The 19,180-nt window shown below is 65.4% G+C and carries 13 protein-coding genes; 7 read left to right on the forward strand and 6 right to left on the reverse strand.

Annotated elements, in window-relative coordinates; genetic code table 11:
• Both acs and Q0L57_RS22360 read left to right on the forward strand, forming a co-directional pair.
• On the forward strand, positions 1-1,722 hold a 1,722-nt coding region (gene acs, locus Q0L57_RS22355; RefSeq protein ID WP_296745216.1), incomplete at its 5' end, for an acetate--CoA ligase.
• Entirely contained in the window at positions 1,722-2,483 is a 762-nt protein-coding gene (locus Q0L57_RS22360) for an MOSC domain-containing protein (RefSeq protein ID WP_296745217.1), read from the forward strand. The genes acs and Q0L57_RS22360, both read left to right, overlap by 1 nt.
• 66 nt (positions 2,484-2,549) lie before the next feature.
• Here Q0L57_RS22360 and Q0L57_RS22365 read toward each other — a convergent pair whose 3' ends face one another.
• The 3 genes from Q0L57_RS22365 to Q0L57_RS22375 form a co-directional block, all read right to left on the reverse strand.
• Positions 2,550-3,812 carry a cyclopropane-fatty-acyl-phospholipid synthase family protein gene (locus tag Q0L57_RS22365; protein ID WP_296745218.1) on the reverse strand — a complete coding sequence of 421 codons (1,263 nt, stop codon included), beginning with the start codon at positions 3,810-3,812 and terminating at the stop codon, positions 2,550-2,552.
• Positions 3,813-4,239: 427 nt separating this feature from the next.
• On the reverse strand, positions 4,240-5,601 hold the full coding sequence (locus tag Q0L57_RS22370; RefSeq protein ID WP_296745219.1) for a pilus assembly protein: 1,362 nt from the start codon (positions 5,599-5,601) through the stop codon (positions 4,240-4,242).
• Between the two features lie 296 nt (positions 5,602-5,897).
• Positions 5,898-6,767, reverse strand: coding sequence for a transglutaminase family protein (locus Q0L57_RS22375; protein WP_296745220.1), 870 nt, complete (start codon positions 6,765-6,767; stop codon positions 5,898-5,900).
• Between the two features lie 167 nt (positions 6,768-6,934).
• Here Q0L57_RS22375 and Q0L57_RS22380 point away from each other — a divergent pair, with 167 nt between their 5' ends.
• Positions 6,935-7,600 carry an HAD-IA family hydrolase gene (locus Q0L57_RS22380; RefSeq protein ID WP_296745221.1) on the forward strand — a complete coding sequence of 222 codons (666 nt, stop codon included), beginning with the start codon at positions 6,935-6,937 and terminating at the stop codon, positions 7,598-7,600.
• A gap of 15 nt (positions 7,601-7,615) precedes the next feature.
• On the opposite strand, the gene Q0L57_RS22385 is transcribed toward Q0L57_RS22380, so the two are convergent.
• Complete coding sequence (locus Q0L57_RS22385) at positions 7,616-7,837, reverse strand: DUF1674 domain-containing protein (RefSeq protein WP_296745222.1); 222 nt, start codon at positions 7,835-7,837, stop codon at positions 7,616-7,618.
• 104 nt (positions 7,838-7,941) lie between these two features.
• Here Q0L57_RS22385 and htpX point away from each other — a divergent pair, with 104 nt between their 5' ends.
• From htpX to purH, 4 genes are all read left to right on the forward strand, one after another.
• Complete coding sequence (gene htpX, locus Q0L57_RS22390) at positions 7,942-8,973, forward strand: zinc metalloprotease HtpX (RefSeq protein WP_296745223.1); 1,032 nt, start codon at positions 7,942-7,944, stop codon at positions 8,971-8,973.
• Positions 8,974-9,011: 38 nt separating this feature from the next.
• A complete protein-coding gene (locus tag Q0L57_RS22395; protein ID WP_296745224.1) occupies positions 9,012-10,346 on the forward strand; it encodes an RsmB/NOP family class I SAM-dependent RNA methyltransferase in 1,335 nt (444 codons plus the stop codon).
• Between the two features lie 135 nt (positions 10,347-10,481).
• Positions 10,482-12,206 (forward strand): heparinase II/III family protein, encoded by a 1,725-nt coding sequence (locus Q0L57_RS22400; RefSeq protein WP_296745225.1) that lies wholly within the window; start codon positions 10,482-10,484, stop codon positions 12,204-12,206.
• An 87-nt stretch (positions 12,207-12,293) separates the two neighbouring features.
• Complete coding sequence (gene purH / locus Q0L57_RS22405) at positions 12,294-13,910, forward strand: bifunctional phosphoribosylaminoimidazolecarboxamide formyltransferase/IMP cyclohydrolase (RefSeq protein ID WP_296745226.1); 1,617 nt, start codon at positions 12,294-12,296, stop codon at positions 13,908-13,910.
• A 138-nt stretch (positions 13,911-14,048) separates the two neighbouring features.
• Here the strand turns inward: purH and Q0L57_RS22410 are convergent, their stop codons facing one another.
• Together Q0L57_RS22410 and Q0L57_RS22415 are read right to left on the reverse strand one after the other, a co-directional pair.
• Positions 14,049-15,437 (reverse strand): MFS transporter, encoded by a 1,389-nt coding sequence (locus tag Q0L57_RS22410; protein WP_296745227.1) that lies wholly within the window; start codon positions 15,435-15,437, stop codon positions 14,049-14,051.
• A 135-nt stretch (positions 15,438-15,572) separates the two neighbouring features.
• A partial coding sequence (locus tag Q0L57_RS22415; protein WP_296745228.1) for an NAD-glutamate dehydrogenase occupies positions 15,573-19,180 on the reverse strand: 3,608 nt, incomplete at its 5' end.

Consider the following 19,180-nt stretch of genomic DNA (forward strand, 5'->3'; position numbering starts at 1 on the left):
AATTGCATCGACCGGCACCTGAAGAAGCGCGGCGACCAGACCGCCATCATCTGGGAGGGCGACAATCCCTACGACGACAGCAAGATCACCTATAACGAGCTCTACGAGCATGTCTGCCGGCTCGCCAACGTGATGAAGAAGCACGGCGTCAAGAAGGGCGATCGCGTCACCATCTATATGCCGATGATCCCGGAGGCCGCCTATGCGATGCTGGCCTGCACGCGCATCGGCGCCATCCATTCGATCGTCTTTGGCGGGTTTTCGCCGGACGCGCTGGCCGGTCGCATTGTTGACTGTGAATCGACCTTCGTCATCACCGCCGACGAGGGCCTGCGCGGCGGCAAGCCGATCCCGCTGAAGGAAAACACCGACAAGGCGATCGAGATTGCTGCTAGGCAGCACATCACGGTCAAGAACGTCGTCGTGGTGCGCCGCACCGGCGGCAAGATCGGCTGGGTCCCGGGGCGCGACGTTTGGTACCATGATGAAGTCGCGACCGTGAAGCCCGACTGCAAGCCCGAGAAGATGAAGGCCGAGGACCCGCTGTTCATCCTCTACACCTCGGGCTCGACCGGCAAGCCGAAGGGCGTGCTGCACACCACGGCCGGCTACCTCGTCTATGCCTCGATGACGCACCAATATGTCTTCGACTACCATGACGGCGACATCTACTGGTGCACCGCCGATGTCGGCTGGGTGACCGGCCACAGCTATATCGTCTACGGGCCTCTCGCCAACGGCGCGACCACCCTGATGTTCGAAGGTGTGCCGAACTACCCGTCGCAGTCGCGTTTCTGGGAAGTCATCGACAAGCACAAGGTCAACATCTTCTACACCGCTCCGACGGCGCTGCGCGCGCTGATGGGCGCCGGCGACAGCCACGTGACGAAGACCTCGCGCAAATCGCTGCGCGTGCTGGGTTCTGTCGGCGAGCCGATCAACCCGGAAGCCTGGGAGTGGTATTTCAACGTCGTCGGCAACGGCAAGGTGCCGATCGTCGACACATGGTGGCAGACCGAGACCGGCGGCATCCTGATCACGCCGCTGCCCGGCGCCACCGACCTCAAGGCCGGCTCGGCCACGCGGCCCTTCTTCGGCGTAAAGCCGCAGTTGGTCGATGGCGAGGGCAAGGTGCTGGAGGGCGCCGCCGACGGCAACCTCTGCATCACCGATTCCTGGCCCGGCCAGATGCGCACCGTCTATGGCGATCACGACCGCTTCGTGCAGACCTATTTCTCCACCTACAAGGGCAAATACTTCACCGGCGACGGCTGCCGCCGCGACGCCGACGGCTATTACTGGATCACCGGCCGCGTCGACGACGTTATCAACGTCTCGGGCCACCGCATGGGCACGGCCGAGGTCGAATCGGCGCTGGTCAGCCATGACAAGGTCTCGGAGGCGGCCGTCGTCGGCTATCCCCACGACATCAAGGGCCAGGGTATCTATAGCTACGTCACCTTGATGAAGGGGGTGGAAGCGACCGAGGACCTGCGCAAGGAATTGGTCGCCCATGTCCGCAAGGAGATTGGCGCCATCGCCTCGCCCGACAAGATCCAGTTCGCCCCTGGCCTGCCCAAGACCCGCTCGGGCAAGATCATGCGGCGCATCCTGCGCAAGATCGCCGAGGACGATTTCGGCGCGCTGGGCGACACCTCGACGCTCGCCGACCCGGCCGTCGTCGACGATCTCGTAGCCAACCGGCAGAACAAGAAGGGCTGATGACCGGCGAGACGATCCTCGGCGCAGTCAGCCAGCTCTGGCGCTATCCGGCGAGCTCGCTCGCCGGCGAGCGGCTTGATGCCATCTCGGTCGAGCAAAGGACCGTCGACGGCGACCGGCTGTTCGGACTGGTCGATGCCGAGGGCGAGATCGCCAGGCCCGACCGCGAGACCAGGTGGCACAAGGCGCCGCTGATCCGCACCAGGCTGACCGGCGCCTCGATGAGCAAGGAACGGCGGCTCGAAGTGGCCGTGCCCGGCGGCGACTGGCTGCCGGCGCCCGATCCTGAAAGCGACCGCGCGGTATCGGGCTTTCTCGGCTTCGAGGCCACAATCCGGCCGTTCGGCGCGGAGAATGCAGCGCCCGGCTACGTCGGGCCATTGACCGAGGCCCGCTACGTCAAGGCGCCGATCCATCTGCTCACCACCGCCTCGCTCGCCAGGTTGAAGGCGCTGCATCCTGAGGGCGTGCCCGATCCGCGCCGCTTCCGCCCCAACATCGTCGTCGATATGGAGCCGGTCGAAGGCTCGTTCCCGGAAACCGAATGGATCGGCCGCAAACTTGCCGTCGGCGATCTCCTGCTCACCGTCTCCGAGCCCTGCCGACGCTGCGGCTTCACCATCATTGCCCAGGATGGCTTCGACACCGACCCCGGCATCCTGCGCAACCTGGTGCGCCACAACGCCCACAACATTGGCGTCTACTGCACCGTCGATCGCCCCGCTCGCGTCGAGATCGGCGCCGCCATGCGCTTCGTCTGACCGGAGCATTCCAGGAAAGGCGTGAAGCGGTTTCGGTCCGAATTGCGCCGAAACAAAAGACCTGCACTAGCGATAAAGATCGGCTCGCGTCGGCGGCAATCCGCTGGAGCCCCGCGCTCGCCTTGTAGCGACGGTCTGGAAAATCTGCGCCGAGGCCCGGTCGAACGTGATCGAGCAGCCGGTCAGGTAAAGCAGCCAGAGCCTAGCCTTGGCCTCGCCTACCTCCGCGATCGCCTCGTCGAAACGTGCGTGCAGACGCTCCGCCCATAGGCGGCAGGTGCGGGCATAGTGCTCGCGCAGGTTCTCGACATCGTGGACCAGGAAGCCATGCGCCTCGAGACTGCCAAGCGTCATGCCGATCGTATCGATCTCGCCGCCGGGGAAGATGTATTTGATCAGCGCCTTGTACTCGGCGCCCTTGCGCAAGGTTTTCCTGCGGCTGCCCTTGCCGCGCCTGGTGATGGCATGGTGCAGATAGATGCCTCCGGGCTTCAGCAGGCGGTGCACCGTCGAAAAATAGGCGGCGTGATTGGCAAGCCCAACCGCCTCGAACATGCCGATCGACGAGATCTTGTCGTAGCTGCCGTTGAGTTCCGTATAGGACCTGATGTCGATTGTGATGCGGTCCTCCAGCCCTTCGGCGCGGATGCGTTCGCGCGCAAGCCGGGTCTGTTCCTCCGACAGCGATACGCCGTGGCCGACGGCGCCATAGTGCTTGGCGGCATGGATCAGCATGGCGCCCCAGCCGCAGCCGATATCGAGCAGCCGGTCGCCCGGCTTCAGCCTGAGCTTGCGGCAGAGATGGTCGAGCTTGTCAGCCTGTGCCTGGTCGATGCCGTTGGCGAAATCGGTGAAATAGGCGCAGGTGTAAACCATGCGCTCGTCGAGGAAGAGCCGGTAGAATTCATTCGAAATGTCGTAGTGATGCTCGATCGCCTGCTTGTTCGAGCCGCTGACGAATGGGTTTTGCCCGGCAAGGTCGGCACGTTGCGCCATCTGTTTTCGCGAGAACAGGACGGCAGGAAGGTCGCGCAGGATAGCAAGCTTCGGCAGTGCCTTCAGCCGCAGCTTGCCTTTTGAGGGCAAGGCATAGAGGTCGAAAAGGGATCCGTCCTCGACATCGATCGTCCGTGAAATCCACATCTCCACCAGGGTCGAGAAGTTTGGCCGGCGCACCACTTGCCAGACGATGTCCTGGTCGTTGATGGCGAGCACGGGGCCGCCGGCGGGACCGATCCGCTCGCCGGTCCACAGCCTGACCGCGAAACCCGGCTTCAGCGTCTCGACGACCGTTCGCACGATCCGCGCGGCTCTGTCGGCGGCGTCCATTCCCACCTCCCGATACGTCGATTGCGGCCTCATTCCCGGTCGCCACTGTCGTCCACGACACAGAGGACCGCAATCCCGATCTGTTGCGTAAAAACACCGGACGGATGGATTTTCCCGCTCTGGGCCTGATCGTTCCGTAGCGTCACCTTGTCTTTTGCGGCGACGCACCCCATCATCTGGGAGTGTTCAACCAATTGAAAGGAGGTGATCCGATGTCGAGTGATTTCGTTTTCCAGAACGTGAGCTCAGCGGATTGCACTTCCGGGAAGCAGTCTTCCCGTTAAGGCGCGAGACGCGCGGCAGGCGACCCAAGCGTCGCCGCCAATGAGGCGCGCCATGGACGGAAACACGGAAGGCCGCCTGCTTCGTCGAGAAGCGGCGGCCTTTTCCTTTTGGGGTAACCCAACCAGCGACCAGCTCAGCGCCGCTATTTCGTCACCGTCAGATTGTCGATGTTGCGCACGATCGCCTGGAACGCAGCGTCGAGCTCGACGCCGTTGGCGGCCTGGTAGAAATGCTGGGTGTTCGCCGTATCGGGGCTGGCGCAGGCCTGCAGCGTCGACTGGGCGTTCTTCTCGGTGAGGTCGAAGCCGATCGTGAAGATCTCGATGCCTTTGTCGCGCATCGCCGAGCACAGCGTCGTCGCGGCGGTGCGCGTCTGTTCCTTGCCGGCATCGTTGTAGACCTGGCCGACGCCGGTCGCGTCGAAGTAGGACAGGTTGAACTCGCCGTCCGTCATCAGGATCACGTATTTGCCGACCTTCTTCGGGTCCATCCTCGCCGGCCGCTCCGAGGCCTTCATCACGCTGCCCCAGTTTTCCGACAGCATGTACCAGGCCCACTGCACGCCGATATGGCCGGCGGTGCCGCCCGAGGCGACAAATCCCTTGATGACGTTCTTCAGCGATGCCGCGTCCGCCGTCAGCGGCTTGAGCGTAGCGGCCGGACAGGCGGCCGTGCCGGTCTGCTGGGCGAAGGCGGACAGGAAATAGTCGCGATTGACCATACCGGCGTCCGGACCGGCATCCGTATACTGGTAGGCGCCCTTCCGCTCGGTAGCGCAATTGTCCGGCCGCGCCGGTGCCGACGCCAGTTGCGGATCGCCATTGCCGGGCGCCTGCTTGCGATCGCTAAGCTTGGTTTCGGTGAAGACCGTGCTGGCGGCGAGCGCGCCGACATTGACGGAATTGGCGTAAGGCACGATCGCCACACGCACGCGCGGATTGGAAGCGTCCTGGCCTGAAAGGAACGAATCGACCGCGTTGCTGGCGGCCGCCTTCAAATCCTTGACCTTCTGGCCAGCCATCGAACCGGTGACGTCCAGCATCATCGCCACCTCGATGGTCTTGTTGGAATAGAGCGCGGTGGTCGAGGCCGTCACGCGTCGCATGTCGCCGGTGCCGAAGAGCGGGAAGTAGAGGCCGATGTCGGCGTGCACATCGGCCTGCACCGTCTTCGCCGTTTTGTCGACGGTGAGCTTGTCGAGCACGATCTGACTGGACCTGAGCACGGCTGCCCTGCTGTTGGCGTCGATGAACGCCTGCACCATTGTATTGGCATCGGCTTCCTTGATGACGCCGAGGGTGAGATCGCGCGCCGTCGAGGTCACCGCGGCGTCGACGACACCCTGTAGGCTCGACCTCGCATTGTAGAGTTGCGAGATATTGACCGCGAATCCTACCCCCAGCGCCAGCACCGACACGGCAGCGCCGAACAGGACCGCCAAGTTGCCTTCGCGATTCCTGCCAAAGCCGTCCACCCCTTGAACCAGAGCTTTGAACTGCCGCATCCTTCCGCCCCCATTGTCTGCGGCATCCAGGCCGCTCGGGGGCCGTTATGCAGGATTTCGGCCAGACGCGGCCCGGCATGCCTAACGGTTGATTAAGCCATTGTTTTTGCTTGGCTATAGCCAGATCAATGGTGAATAACAGGTAAACAAAAATGCAATGGCCAGAGGCCGTTCAGGAAGCGCTTACCATGTCGGCGCCGGCCGTTGCAGCCTTCCCGCTTCGACACAGGACAGTTGTCCCGAACCGGGTCAGCGGCGGCGGCGAAGCCACGGTGGAACAGCTGTTCCGCCTCGGTTCATGCCAGCATCTGCGCGCCCACCGTCCGGTCGATGCCGTGGTGCGGCGGATTGAACCGGTTGCCTTCCTGTTCATGGGTCCAGATCTTGAACAGGCTAAGCTTGTGCTGGCCGAAGCTGTGCAGCAGCGGCACGTCGGTGGCGTCGCGGCCGCGCGCGATGACCACGCGGCCGATGCGGGGCTGGTTGTGGCGCGGGTCGAACGTGTACCATTTGCCGTCGAGGAAGACTTCGGTCCAGGCCGAGAAGTCCATCGGCGCCGGATCGGCCGGCACGCCGATATCGCCCAGATAGCCGTTCACATAACGCGCTGGAATGTTCATGCACCGGCAGAGCGCGATCGCCAGATGCGCGAAGTCGCGGCAGACGCCGACGCGCTCCTCATGTGCCTGCGCCGCGGTGCGGGTGGCGCGGGCATAGCCGTAGCCGAACGAAAGCCGGTTGTGGACGTAGTCGACGATCGCCTGCACCCGCGCCCAGCCGGAGGGCAGATGGCCGAAAAGCCGCCAGGCGAGGTCGCTGAGGTGATCGGTTTCGCAATAGCGGCTGCCAAGCAGGTAGACGAGCACATCATCCGGCAGGTCCGCCACAGTCGTCTCACGCGCCAAGGCGTTGACCTCGTCGGCCTCGCCGCAGTCCTCGATCACCGCGTCGTAGAGGATACGGAAGCCGCCGGTCGGCGCGGTGAAGCGCCGACAGGTGTTGCCGTGGCGATCGCGGTAGGTCCGGGTCGGCACCGAGGGCGAGGTCAGCAAACGCGTCTGCCGCTTGATGTCCGGCTGACGCTCGGGATGGATGTCGAGCAGCGAAATGATAGGCGTCGCGGCGACGCATTCGATGGCGATTTCGTAGCCGAGCCGGATCAGCATCGCATTCCCCTCCGAGATTTCTGGAAAACCTGCGATCAACGCGGCAATGGGGCAGGTTGTTCCTCGGGAAAGTCGAAATGGCCGGCACGCGACTTCTCACGCCGCGCGGGTCGGTTTAGGGTGGGCCACGTTTCGCCCTCCCCGAAAACGAACCTCCAGGACATCCTATGTTTGTAGGCAGAAAGTTCGCCGCCTTCCTCTTTGATATGGACGGCACGGTGCTCAACTCCATCGCGGCGGCGGAACGGGTGTGGACCAAATGGGCGGAGCGCCACGGGCTCGACGTGGCCACCTTCCTGCCGACGATCCACGGCAAGCGGGCGATCGAGACCATCGGCGCATTGAAACTTCCAGGCATCGATCCGGTTGCCGAGGCGGATGCCCTGCTGAAAGCCGAGGCCGCCGACCTCGAAGGCATCGTCCCGATCCCTGGCGCGGTGGCGTTCCTCAATTCGCTTCCTCCGGAACGCTGGGCCATCGTCACCTCGGCGCCGCGCGAGCTGGCGCTGCTGCGCATTGGGGCGGCCGGCATTCCGATGCCCCGAACAATGGTTTCGGGGGAAGAGGTCACACACGGTAAGCCGGCGCCGGATTGCTTCCTGCTGGGCGCCAGCCGTCTTGGCGTCGAGGCGCGCGACTGCCTCATCTTCGAGGATGCGCCGGCGGGCATCGCGGCGGCGGAGGCCTCCGGCGGCTCGGTGATGGTGATCAGCGCCACGCACGTCCATCCGGTCGTAACGCCGCACCCGGCAATCCACTCCTACGAGGAAATCGCGATCGCGGCCGACGACGCCGGCGCCATGGCACTGTCGGCGGCGCGGGCAGCGGCCTAGAACATCCGCAGAAGCCTAGAAATCGCTGGTCAGGCCCTTCACTTCCCAATCGCCGTAGCGTCCCGGCTCCTTGCCGCCGCGGCCGCCGATTTCCTTCGGCATGGCAGCCTCCGCCTCGCGATAAAGCTTGCGCCGCGCCTCGGCTTCGGCCAATGCCCTCATCGCCGCCTGGGTCAGCGGCTTTTGCGGTTCGCCGGTTTCGGCAACCGCTGTGGTTTTGCTTGGCTCTTCGGTCATGCGATACTCCGGCCGATTGAAACGGGAGCGGCTGTTTCCCATCATATAGTTATGAGCTGACAGGATCGACCCCCTATTGGCCATCACCCCGCACGGATGACACGATGAACACGCTTCGCACCACCATGCTTCTTGCCGCGATGACGGCATTGTTCATGGGCGTCGGCTATATGATCGGCGGCTCGGGCGGCATGGTGATCGCGCTTCTGGTCGCCGCCGGCACCAATCTGTTCAGCTATTGGAACGCCGATAAGATGGTGCTCTCGATGAACCATGCCGTCGAGGTCAACGAGAAGAATGCGCCCGAATATTACGCAATCGTCCAGACGCTGGCGAAGCGGGCCGGGCTGCCGATGCCAAAGACCTATCTGATCGACAGCCCGCAGCCCAACGCCTTCGCCAGCGGCCGCAACCCCGAGAATGCCGCGGTGGCGGCGTCGACGGGCCTGCTGCAACGGCTCTCTCGCGAAGAGGTCGCGGCGGTGATGGCGCACGAGCTTGCCCATGTGCAGCACCGCGACACCCTGACAATGACGATTGTCGCGACCCTTGCCGGCGCCATCTCCATGCTCGGCAATTTTGCCTTCTTCCTCGGCGGCAGCCGCGAGAACAACAACCCGTTCGGCTTCGTCGGCGTGCTCTTCGCCATGCTGGTGGCGCCCTTCGCCGCCATGATCGTGCAGATGGCGGTGAGCCGCACCCGCGAATACGAAGCAGACCGGCGCGGCGCCGAGATTTGCGGCAATCCGCTGTGGCTGGCTTCGGCGCTCGACAAGATCGCGCGCGGCGCCGAGCAGATTCCCAATCCGGACGCAGAGCGCAATCCGGCGATGGCGCATCTATTCATCATCAACCCACTTCACGGCGAGCGCATGGACAATCTGTTCTCGACCCACCCGAGCACCGACAACCGCATCGCCGCCCTGCAGCAAATGGCGCGCGAGATGGGGACCAAAGCATCGGCATCGCGGCGCGATGCGGGAGCGACCAGCCCGGTCGATGAGCCGCCAGTCGGACCTTGGGGCAGGCCCGCAGTACCCACGTCGTCGGCCGAACCAGCTCGACCGAGATCCAATCCCTGGGGTCGTAGTCCGACCGGGCCGCGCGGCACCGGGACCAAGGGTCCCTGGTCGTGAGGCCGCCGAGGCGCCAACATCCAGGCAATCCGCAAAGCATGGCTGCCGACGAGAACGTGGCCGGCCTTGCGGCGCGCAAGGCCTCGGCGCGCCTGCTCGCCGCCGTCATCGACGCCCACACGCCGCTCGACGGGCTGACCGACAATGAGCACGGCCATCCGCAATACAAGCCGCTCGACAGCCGGGACCGCGCGCTTGTGCGCGCCATCCTGGTCACGGCGCTGCGTTACCGTATGACGATTGCCGGACTGCTGGCCAGGCGCCTGGAGCGTCCGTTGCCAGCCAACGCCACCGCGCTCTCGCACATCCTGCATGTCGCGGCGGCGCAGATCCTCTTCCTCGACATTCCCGACAGCGCCGCCGTCGACCTCGCCGTCACCCACGCCAAGTCCGATCCGCGCACCACGCGCTTCTCCGGGCTCGTCAACGGCGTGCTACGCTCCCTCGCGCGCGCCAAGGAGGCCGAGCTTGCGCCGGCGCTTGCCGCCACCAGCGAAGCGCCGCAATGGTTCGCCGAGCGGCTGACCGCCGCTTATGGCAGTGACAAGACGAGTGCGATACTCACCGCGCATCGTCACGAGGCGCCGGTCGATTTCACCGCCAAGTCTGACGCCGCGCTGTGGGCCGAACGGCTGGGCGGCATCGTGCTGCCGACCGGCACCGTGCGCGTCGAAAAGCTCCCGGCCGCCGTAATCGAGCTGCCCGGCTTCGCCGAAGGCGCATGGTGGGTGCAGGACGCGGCGGCAAGCCTGCCGGCGCGTTTGTTCGGAGACGTCGCGGGCCTGCGGGTCGCCGATCTCTGCGCAGCGCCCGGCGGCAAGACGGCGCAACTCATTCTCGGCGGCGCCAGGGTCACAGCTGTGGACACCTCGAAGAACCGGCTGGCGCGGCTGGCACAGAATCTCGAGCGGCTCGGCCTTTCGGCCGATCTCATGCAGACAGACCTGCTCGACTACCGGCCGGCGGAACTCTTCGACGCTGTGCTTCTCGATGCCCCCTGCTCCTCAACGGGCACGGTGCGCCGACACCCCGACGTGCCGTGGACAAAGACCATGGCCGATGTCGAGAAGCTTGCCGACCTCCAGCGCCGGCTGCTTGTTCATGCCGTCGGTCTCGTCAAGCCCGGCGGCCGGATCGTCTTTTCCAACTGTTCGCTCGACCCTATCGAGGGCGAGGAACTCTACCGCGCCTTCCTCGCCGGAACTCCAGGCGTGGTCGCGGATCCGATCCAACCAGGCGAATTCGCCGGCATGGATCCATTCCTGACGCGGGAGGGGACGCTGCGCACGACCCCGGCCGATATGGTGCTGGAATCGCCCGGCATTTCCGGCCTGGACGGTTTCTTTGCCGCGCGGATGAGACGGGCGGATTAGCACGTGATTGCCGACTTTTTCAGGGATGACCCGGCCAAGACGGCGTGAAGTGGTTCACTTCGGCGAAATCCGCCTTCGCATAAGTTCTTGAATCATATAAAATTGTCTTGGGGTAGCGGACGATCAGGAGGGGTTTTGGCGCTTGTTGCCAGCAACACGACACGTCTTTGGACGCTTGTCGCGAAGGAGTTCTGGCGCAAGACGCGCCGGCGCCTGCGCGCGGGTCCGATCTATCGCTGGCGCTACTCCGGCCGCACGCCCGAACGCGTCCTGATCGCGCCGCCGGATCTCAGGCTCGCCGATCCGCAGATCGCGCTGGAAATCTACTATGGACGCTATCCGCTGTCCGGCCACCTGGTCGAGACGGGTGGCAAGTCGCCGTTCCAGATCAACGTGCCCAACCGCGGCTGGCAGAAGACACTGCACGGCTTCCGCTGGCTGCGCCACATGCGCGCCGCCGGCACCGAGCTTGCCGCCGCGAACGCCAGGGCCCTCGTTTCCGACTGGATCGCCATGCACGGCAACCAGATATCGGGCGTCGCCTGGGAGCCCGGCACGACGGCCAAGCGGGTGATTGCCTGGCTGCAGCATTCCTCGGTCGTGCTGCAGGGCGCCGAATTTCCATTCTATCGCGCCTTCCTGAAATCGCTCGCCGTGCAGATCCGCTATCTGCGGTCGATGGCGCGCGAGATGCCCGACGGCAAGGACAGGCTGCGCGCCCGCATCGCGCTCGCCTTTGCCGCCCTGTCATTGCCGGCGCCGGCTTCGGCGCTGCGTGGCGCCACGCGCAACCTGGCGGAAGAGCTCGACCATCAGATCCTGCCCGACGGCGGTCATATCTCGCGCAATCCGATGGCGGTGCTGGAGTTGCTGGCCGACCTCCTGCCGCTGCGCCAGACTTACGCCAATCAGGCTGAGACGCCGCCACCGGCGCTGATCGGCGCCATCGACCGGATGCTGCCGGCGCTGCGCTTCTTCCGCCACCAGGACGGCAGCCTTGCCCGCTTCAACGGCATGGGCGCCACGATCCACGACCGCATCGCCACCATCCTGCGCCATGACGACACGATCGGCGCGCCGCTGCTGCATGCGCCGCATTCCGGCTACGAGCGCCTGTCGATGGGCGGCGTCACGGTGATTGCCGACACCGGGCTGCCGCCGCCTGTCGACATCTCCAACGCGGCGCATGCCAGCTGCCTTGCCTTCGAGCTTTCCTCCGGCCGCCAGCACTTCATCGTCAATGCCGGCATCGACACCTATGGCGCCGCCGAATTCCGGCCTCTGGCGCGCGCCACCGCCGCGCATTCTACCGCCACCATCAACGATACGTCTTCGGCGCGCTTCAGCCATTCGCTGCGGGTCAGCGACCTTCTCGGCTCGCCGCTGATCGGCGGCCCGCAGCATGTGCCCTGCAAGCGCGTCGACCAGAAGGGTGTGCACGGTTTTGTCGCCCGGCACGACGGCTACGTGGCGCCATTCGGCTTCCTGCACGAGCGCGAGCTGAAATTGACCACGAACGGCAATGTGCTCACCGGCCGTGATCGTTTCCTGCGCCCTGGAGGGGCAGCGATCCGCAACAACGGCCGCGACTTCGTCACCGTGCGCTTCCACATCCATCCCGACATCAAGCTTTTGCAGGACGATCACGACCGCTTCACGCTAGCCGCCGCGCAGGGCGACACCTGGGTGTTCACCGCGAGCGAGGTTGTGCCGGAGGTGGAGGAATCGATCTATTTCGCCGGTCTCGGCGGACCGCGCCGCACACGGCAGATCGTGCTTGCGTTCAAGGCCTCGGAGATCGCCGAGGTTCACTGGCAGCTGACGCGCACCGCCATCGCCGGCCATCCGGAAAGCAACTGAGCCCCTTGGTCAAGCTACGAGCTTGATTTCCGGGGCTCATGTGCTACGGCCCGCAACATCTCCAACAGCCGTGAAAGGCCGCTCCTCATGGCCGTGCCCACCAAGAATATTCCGGCGCCCGACCTCGTTCCGGTGCGCCGCGCCCTGCTTTCCGTCTTCGACAAGACCGGCCTGATCGATTTCGCCAGGGCGCTCGTCGCTGCCGGCGTCGAGCTGGTGTCCACCGGAGGCACGGCCAGGGCGATCGCCGATGCCGGCATGGCCGTCCGCGACGTTTCCGACATTACCGGCTTTCCCGAGATCATGGACGGCCGGGTAAAGACCCTGCATCCGTCGGTGCATGGCGCGCTGCTCGGCATACGCGACGATGCCGACCACGCCAAGGCCATGCGTGATCATCACATCGAGCCGATCGACCTGGTCGTCTGCAATCTCTATCCGTTCGAGGAGGTAAGGCGTTCCGGCGCGGTCTATGCCTCGATCGTCGAGAACATCGACATTGGCGGGCCGGCAATGATCCGCGCCTCGGCCAAGAACCACGCCTATGTCGCGATCGTCACCGATCCCGAGGATTATGCCCCGGTGCTCAACGCGCTGGAAATGAACATCGGCTCGCTTTCGCTCGACTTCCGCAAGAAGCTGGCGGCCAAGGCTTTTGCCCGCACCGCGACCTACGACGCGGCGATCTCCGGCTGGTTCGCCGAGGCGCTCGAGATCGAGCATCCGACCTGGCGTGCCTTCGGCGGCCGCCTCGACCAGGTGATGCGCTATGGCGAAAACCCACACCAGGGCGCCGGCTTCTATCTGTCGGGCGACAGGCGGCCGGGCGTCGCCACCGCCAGCCAGTTGCAGGGCAAGCAGCTCTCCTACAACAACATCAACGACACCGACGCGGCCTTCGAGCTGGTTGGCGAATTCGATCCTGCTCGCTCTGCGGCGATCGCCATCATCAAGCACGCCAACCCCTGTGGCGTCGCCGAAGGCGAGACGCTGAAAGCGGCTTATGCCAAGGCGCTGGCCTGCGATCCGGTCTCAGCCTTCGGCGGCATCGTCGCCATGAACCGCATCCTTGATGCCGAGGCGGCCGAGGAGATCGTGAAGACGTTCACCGAGGTCATCATCGCGCCGGACGCGACCGAAGAGGCGACGGCCATCGTTGCGGCCAAGAAGAACCTGCGCCTGCTCGTCACCGCCGGGCTGCCCGACCCGCGCGCCTCCGGCACGACGGTGAAGTCCGTGGCCGGCGGGTTGCTGGTGCAAAGTCGCGACAATGCCGTGGTCGACGATCTCGAACTGAAGGTGGTGACGAAGCGCGCGCCGACGCCGGCCGAGATGGCCGATCTCAAATTCGCCTTCCGCGTCGCCAAGCACGTCAAGTCCAACGCCATCGTCTACGCCAGGGACGGCGCCACGGTCGGCATCGGCGCCGGCCAGATGAGCCGCGTGGACTCCTCGCGTATCGCCGGCCGCAAGGCGCTCGACGCGGCGGAAGCCGCCGGGCTAGCCGAGCCGCTGACCAAGGGTTCGGTCATTGCATCGGATGCCTTCTTCCCCTTCGCCGACGGCCTGCTGTCGGCGATCGAGGCCGGCGCCACCGCCGTGATCCAGCCGGGCGGCTCGATGCGCGACGACGATGTGATCGCCGCCGCCGACGCGCACGGTATCGCCATGGTCTTCACAGGCGTGCGGCACTTCCGGCACTGATGCTCGACGCGGAGATACTTCAAGCATTCGCTCCGCTGAGTCGATTGGTGCGGCTTTCTAGAACCGGAGCGGAGCGGACATCAGGTCCGTGAGCACCGGAAGCGCAGAAAACCGCGGCAAGCGGCCGGCGGAGTAGAATTATCGAAGCGTCTCCTGCGGCTTGTCCGCCGGATACGGAGTCCCAACCAGGATCGCCATCCCGCCGGCAAGGAAGAGGATGATCACCGCCATGCCGAGGCGGGCCGAATCGCTCAAGGCGGTGATCGTCGCCACCATGAAGGGCGCCAGGAAGCTGGTCGCGCGGCCGGCCAGCGCATAGATACCGAAGTAACGCCCGGATTCGGCGGCGGTGACGCTGCGCGCCATGTAGGAGCGCGAGGATGCCTGCACCGGACCGAAGGCCAGGCCGATCAGCAGGCCATAGAGGATGTAGGCCTTTTCGGCGGCAGTGCCGAACAGGCCACCAGTATCGGTCGCCGGAAGCGGCAGGGCGCCGAACAAGGTATAGCCCGGCCCTGTCGATATGATGCCGACTGTGGCCAACGACAGCATCACCAGCGCGATCATCACGACGGCCTTGGAGCCGAGCGCCGTGTCGAGGCGGGCTGCTATCCAACAGCCGAAGATGGCAACGACATTGAGGATGATGCCGAACACGCCGATTTCGGTGATCGACCAGTGGAACATCCCGGCCGCGAATGTGCCGCCGAGCGCAAGCAGCGCATTGACGCCGTCCTGGTAGATCATGCGTGCAACGAGGAAGCGGAAGATGCCGCTTCGCTTGCGAACTTCGGCAAGCGTCGACTTGAGCTCCAACAGGCCTTCGCGAACCGCCGGGCCGATGGGAATGCCTTTCACCGCATCGGGTGTGAAGAAGAACATCGGCAGGATGAACAGGAAATACCAGCCCGCCGAAAGCGGTCCGGTCGCCCGCGCGTCCTCGCCGAGCTTGGGGTCCAGGCCGAACAGCGGGGTGATGCCGATGATCGTCTTGCCGGTTTCGGGCGACCCGGCCAGGCAGGTGACGACGAAGATCAGCGCGATCATGCCGCCGAGATAGCCCAGCCCCCAGGCGGTGTTGGAGATGCGGCCGATCTCGCTCTTCGGCACCAGGCGCGGCATCATCGAATCGTTGAACACGGTCGAGAATTCGGCGGCTACGGAGGCCAGCGAGAACAACAGCACGATCAGGAACAGGTTCGAGCCTGGCGCCGCAAGCCACAACAGGGAAAGGCAGATGATCTTGACCGCGGCGAAGAACGCGATCCACGGCTTGCGCGGCCCGGTCTGGTCGGCGACCGAGCCCAGGATCGGCGACAAAACCGCAATGACCAGGCCGGCCGCGGCTATGCCATAGCCCCACGCCGCCTGCCCCGTGACGGGATCGCCCGCCATGCGCGAGACGAAATACGGCCCGAAGATGAAGGTGGTGACGACGGTGAAGAAAGGCTGCGCCGCCCAGTCGAAGAACATCCACCCCCAGATGCCGCGTCCCGACGCCCGCTGCACTGTCTCTACTGCCGCCATGCTGATTCCCTCGGCCCCGCCTGCGTCGGGCGTCATGTCTGCATGTTTTGCGGCGGCGATGCAAATGAACAAGCGCCGCCGCTTATCGCGTTGGGTCCCTCGCCCTCACAGGCGCGAGGAACCTAGGAATAATACTCACATCCCCGTCAGGTCGCTCATCAGGCCCGATGCCACAGAGAGCCGCGACACGGTGATCTCGCCGCCCTCGGTCAGCGCCTGCAGCCGCTCGCGGATGCGGGCGACGCGCTCGCCGCCGGCCTCGAGCCAGGACGCCACCGGGTCCGCCGCCTTGCCATGGCCGGTGAGTGCCGCGACCGCAATGCCCCGCCTGGCGGCGCCGATCGTGTCCGTCGCGCGCGACAGCGCCAGCTGGTCGTAATAATCCGGCGGCATGATCGAGCGGGCGGCCTCCTCGACGCGTGGAATGCGGAAGGCGTCGCTGACCGCGAAGAAGGCCTTGGCCGCGCTGACGATGTCCGCCTCTGCGGTGCGCGCGGTGAGCGCGATGTCCGGGATCAGATCCGCCGCTTCGGCCAGGGCAAGCGTCTCTGCCAGCTTCTCGGGCGCCCCGCCCTTGAACAGGCCATGCCTGCGCTCCTCGACGCGCTCGCGCGAGAAAGCCGGCAACAGCGACACCAGCTTCGGCTCCAACGCCTTGCGGGCTTCCTGCAGCTCGGTGATCCGCTGGGCGAGCGGCGCCGAGCGGGTATCGTTCTTCAAGTACCAGCCGCTGGTCGTAAAAATAAGCCGGCTAACCGCCTGGTAGAGGTCGAGCTGGATCTGCCCGTCGATCTGATTGTCGAGCGCGTCGATCTCCTTGTAGAGCGAGGGCAGCGCGAAGCCGTCGCGCACCACGGCGAAGGTTCGCACCACATCCGCCGCGGTGCGGCCGGTGGCTTCCTGCAGACGATTGACGAAGGACGGTCCGCCGCGGTTGACGAGGTCGTTGGCGACGACGCGCGCGATGATCTCGCGGCGCAGACGGTGGGTGTGGATCTCGCTGGCGAACTTCTTTGCCATGCGCTCCGGGAAATAGCCCATCAGGTCGCGGTCGAAATGCGCATCGTCGGGCACGTCGCTGGCGACGATGTCGGAGAACAGCACGATCTTGGCATAAGCGAGCAGCACGCCGAGCTCCGCCCTGGTCAGCGGCTCGCCACGCGCCTCGCGCTCGGCAAGAGCTGCCGGCGAAGGCAACGTCTCGACCGCGCGGTCGAGCAGGCCTCTCGCCTCCAGCGCGGCCATGAAGCGGGCCTGGTGCGCGATATCCGCCAGCCCACGCTTGCGCGCCAACGAGAGCGCCAGCGTCTGCTGGTAGTTGTTGGAGAGCACCAGCCCGCTCACCTCGTCGGTCATTTCGGCGAGCAGCTTGTTGCGCGCCGGCCTTGTCAGCGAGCCTTTGCGCATGGCCGAGGCCAGCGCGATCTTGATGTTGACCTCGACGTCGGAGCAATTGACGCCGCCCGAATTGTCGATGGCGTCGGAATTGCAGCGGCCGCCATTCATGCCGAACTCGATGCGCGCGCGCTGCGTGACGCCGAGATTGGCGCCCTCGCCGATGACCTTGGCGCGCACGTCGAGCGCGGTGACGCGGATGGCGTCATTGGCGCGGTCGCCGACATCGGCATTGGTTTCGCCGGAAGCCCTGACATAGGTGCCGATGCCGCCGAACCACAGCAGGTCGACCGGCGCCTTGAGGATGGCGTTCATGATCTCGACCGGAGTCGCGGTCGTCTTGCCAAGGCCGATCGCTGTCGCCGCAGCCTGCGGCAGGGTGATCGATTTCTGGTTGCGCGAGACGATGACGCCGCCTTCGGACAGCTTCGACTTGTCGTAATCCTGCCAGGACGAGCGCGGCAGCGCGAACATACGCACCCGCTCGGCCATCGAGGCCGCCATGTCCGGATCGGGATCGATGAAGATGTCGCGGTGGTCGAAGGCCGCGATCAGCTTGGTCTGCGGCGAAAGCAGCATGCCGTTGCCGAACACGTCGCCGGACATGTCGCCGACGCCGACGACGGTGAAGGGCGAGGTCTGGATGTCGCGGTTGATCTCGCGGAAATGCCGCTTGACCGCTTCCCAGGCGCCCTTGGCGGTGATGCCCATCTTCTTGTGGTCGTAACCGGCCGAGCCGCCGCTGGCGAAGGCGTCGTCCAGCCAGAAATGATGCTTCTCGGAAATGGCGTTGGCGGTGTCGGAGAAGGTCGCCGTGCCCTTGTCGGCCGCGACGACGAAATAGGGATCGTCCTGGTCGCGCCGCACCACGCCGGCCGGCGGGATGAGACCGTCGACGCCGATATTGTCGGTGATCGAAAGCAGGCTGGAGACGAAGTTCTTGTAGGCCGAAGTTCCGGCCTCGAAGATGGCGTCGCGCCCGGCGCTCATCGGCAGCTTCTTCGGATAGAACCCGCCCTTGGCGCCGACCGGCACGATGACCGCGTTCTTGACCTGCTGCGCCTTGACCAGCCCCAGCACCTCGGTGCGGTAATCCTGGGCGCGGTCCGACCAGCGCAGGCCGCCGCGCGCCACCGGGCCGAAGCGCAGATGCACGCCCTCGACCTCGGAACCGTAGACGAAGATCTCGCGCCACGGCCGCGGCGCCGGCAGGCCTTCGACCGCTTGCGAATCGAGCTTGATCGCCAGCGACTGCCCGTTCTCCTTCGTCTCGGCCACGAAATGATTGGTGCGCAGCGAGGCTTCGATCAGGTTGAGGTAGCGGCGGATGATGGTGTCGTCATCGATGTTGGGCACCTCTTCCAGCGCGTCCTTGATCTTGGCCTTGAGGTGCTTGGCCGCAACCACGCCCTCCGCTTCGGCCGTCGGCCCGAGGCGGGCGACGAACAGCGCATGCAGGCCGCGCGCGATCTCCGGATAGCGGTTGAGCGCGGCGGCTATGAAATCCTGGCTCTGCGGGATGCCGGCTTGCTGGAGGTAACGGCCATAGGCGCGCAGGATGGTGATCTCGCCCGACCACAGGCCGGCTGTCTGTGCCAGGCCGTTATAGCCGTCATTGTCGACGTCGCCGCGCCAGACGGAGAGGAAGGCGTCCTCGAACAGCCCGCCGCCGTCGGTGAGATCGATCGGCTTGCCATAGCTGTTCTCCAGTTCCATGTCGTGGATGAAGACCTTGCCCGAGCCTTCGTCGCCGATCTCGAAGGTACGCTCGCTGATGACGCGGAAGCCGATGTTTTCCAGCACCGGCACGCGCCGCGACAGCGCCACCGGGCTGCCGAAGTGATAGATCTTCAGCGCCGCCTGCTGCGGCTTCTGCTCGGCATGGCGGTAGTAGTCGATCGCGATCGGATTGGCGGCGTTGATCCTGGCGATGCGCCCGGCGTCGGCCAGGGCGACCGCCGCCGAGAAGGAGTCTCGATAGCTCTCGGGGAAACGCGCCGCGATGCCCTTGAGCGCCGGATCGCTGCCCGCCGCTTCCGCCGCCTCGGAGAGCGCGTCCTCCCAGGTCCGCACGATGTCGCGGATCGCCGCCTCGATCGTCGACTGTTCGATCTTCGGGGTCTTGCCGCCGGAACGGCCGATGATGAAGTGGATGCGCGCCAGTCCGCCTTCCGGGAAGGCCGGGTAGTAGGCCGACAGCCGGCCCTCGAACACGGTCTTGAGGTAGGCCCCGATCTTTTCGCGCACGACGCTGTCATAGCGATCGCGCGGCACGAAGACGATGATGGAGACGAAGCGGTCGAACTGGTCGACGCGCACCAGCGCCCTGACGCGCGGCCGCTCGATCA

The organism is Mesorhizobium sp., assembly GCF_024509055.1.
Taxonomy (GTDB): Bacteria; Pseudomonadota; Alphaproteobacteria; order Rhizobiales; family Rhizobiaceae; genus Mesorhizobium.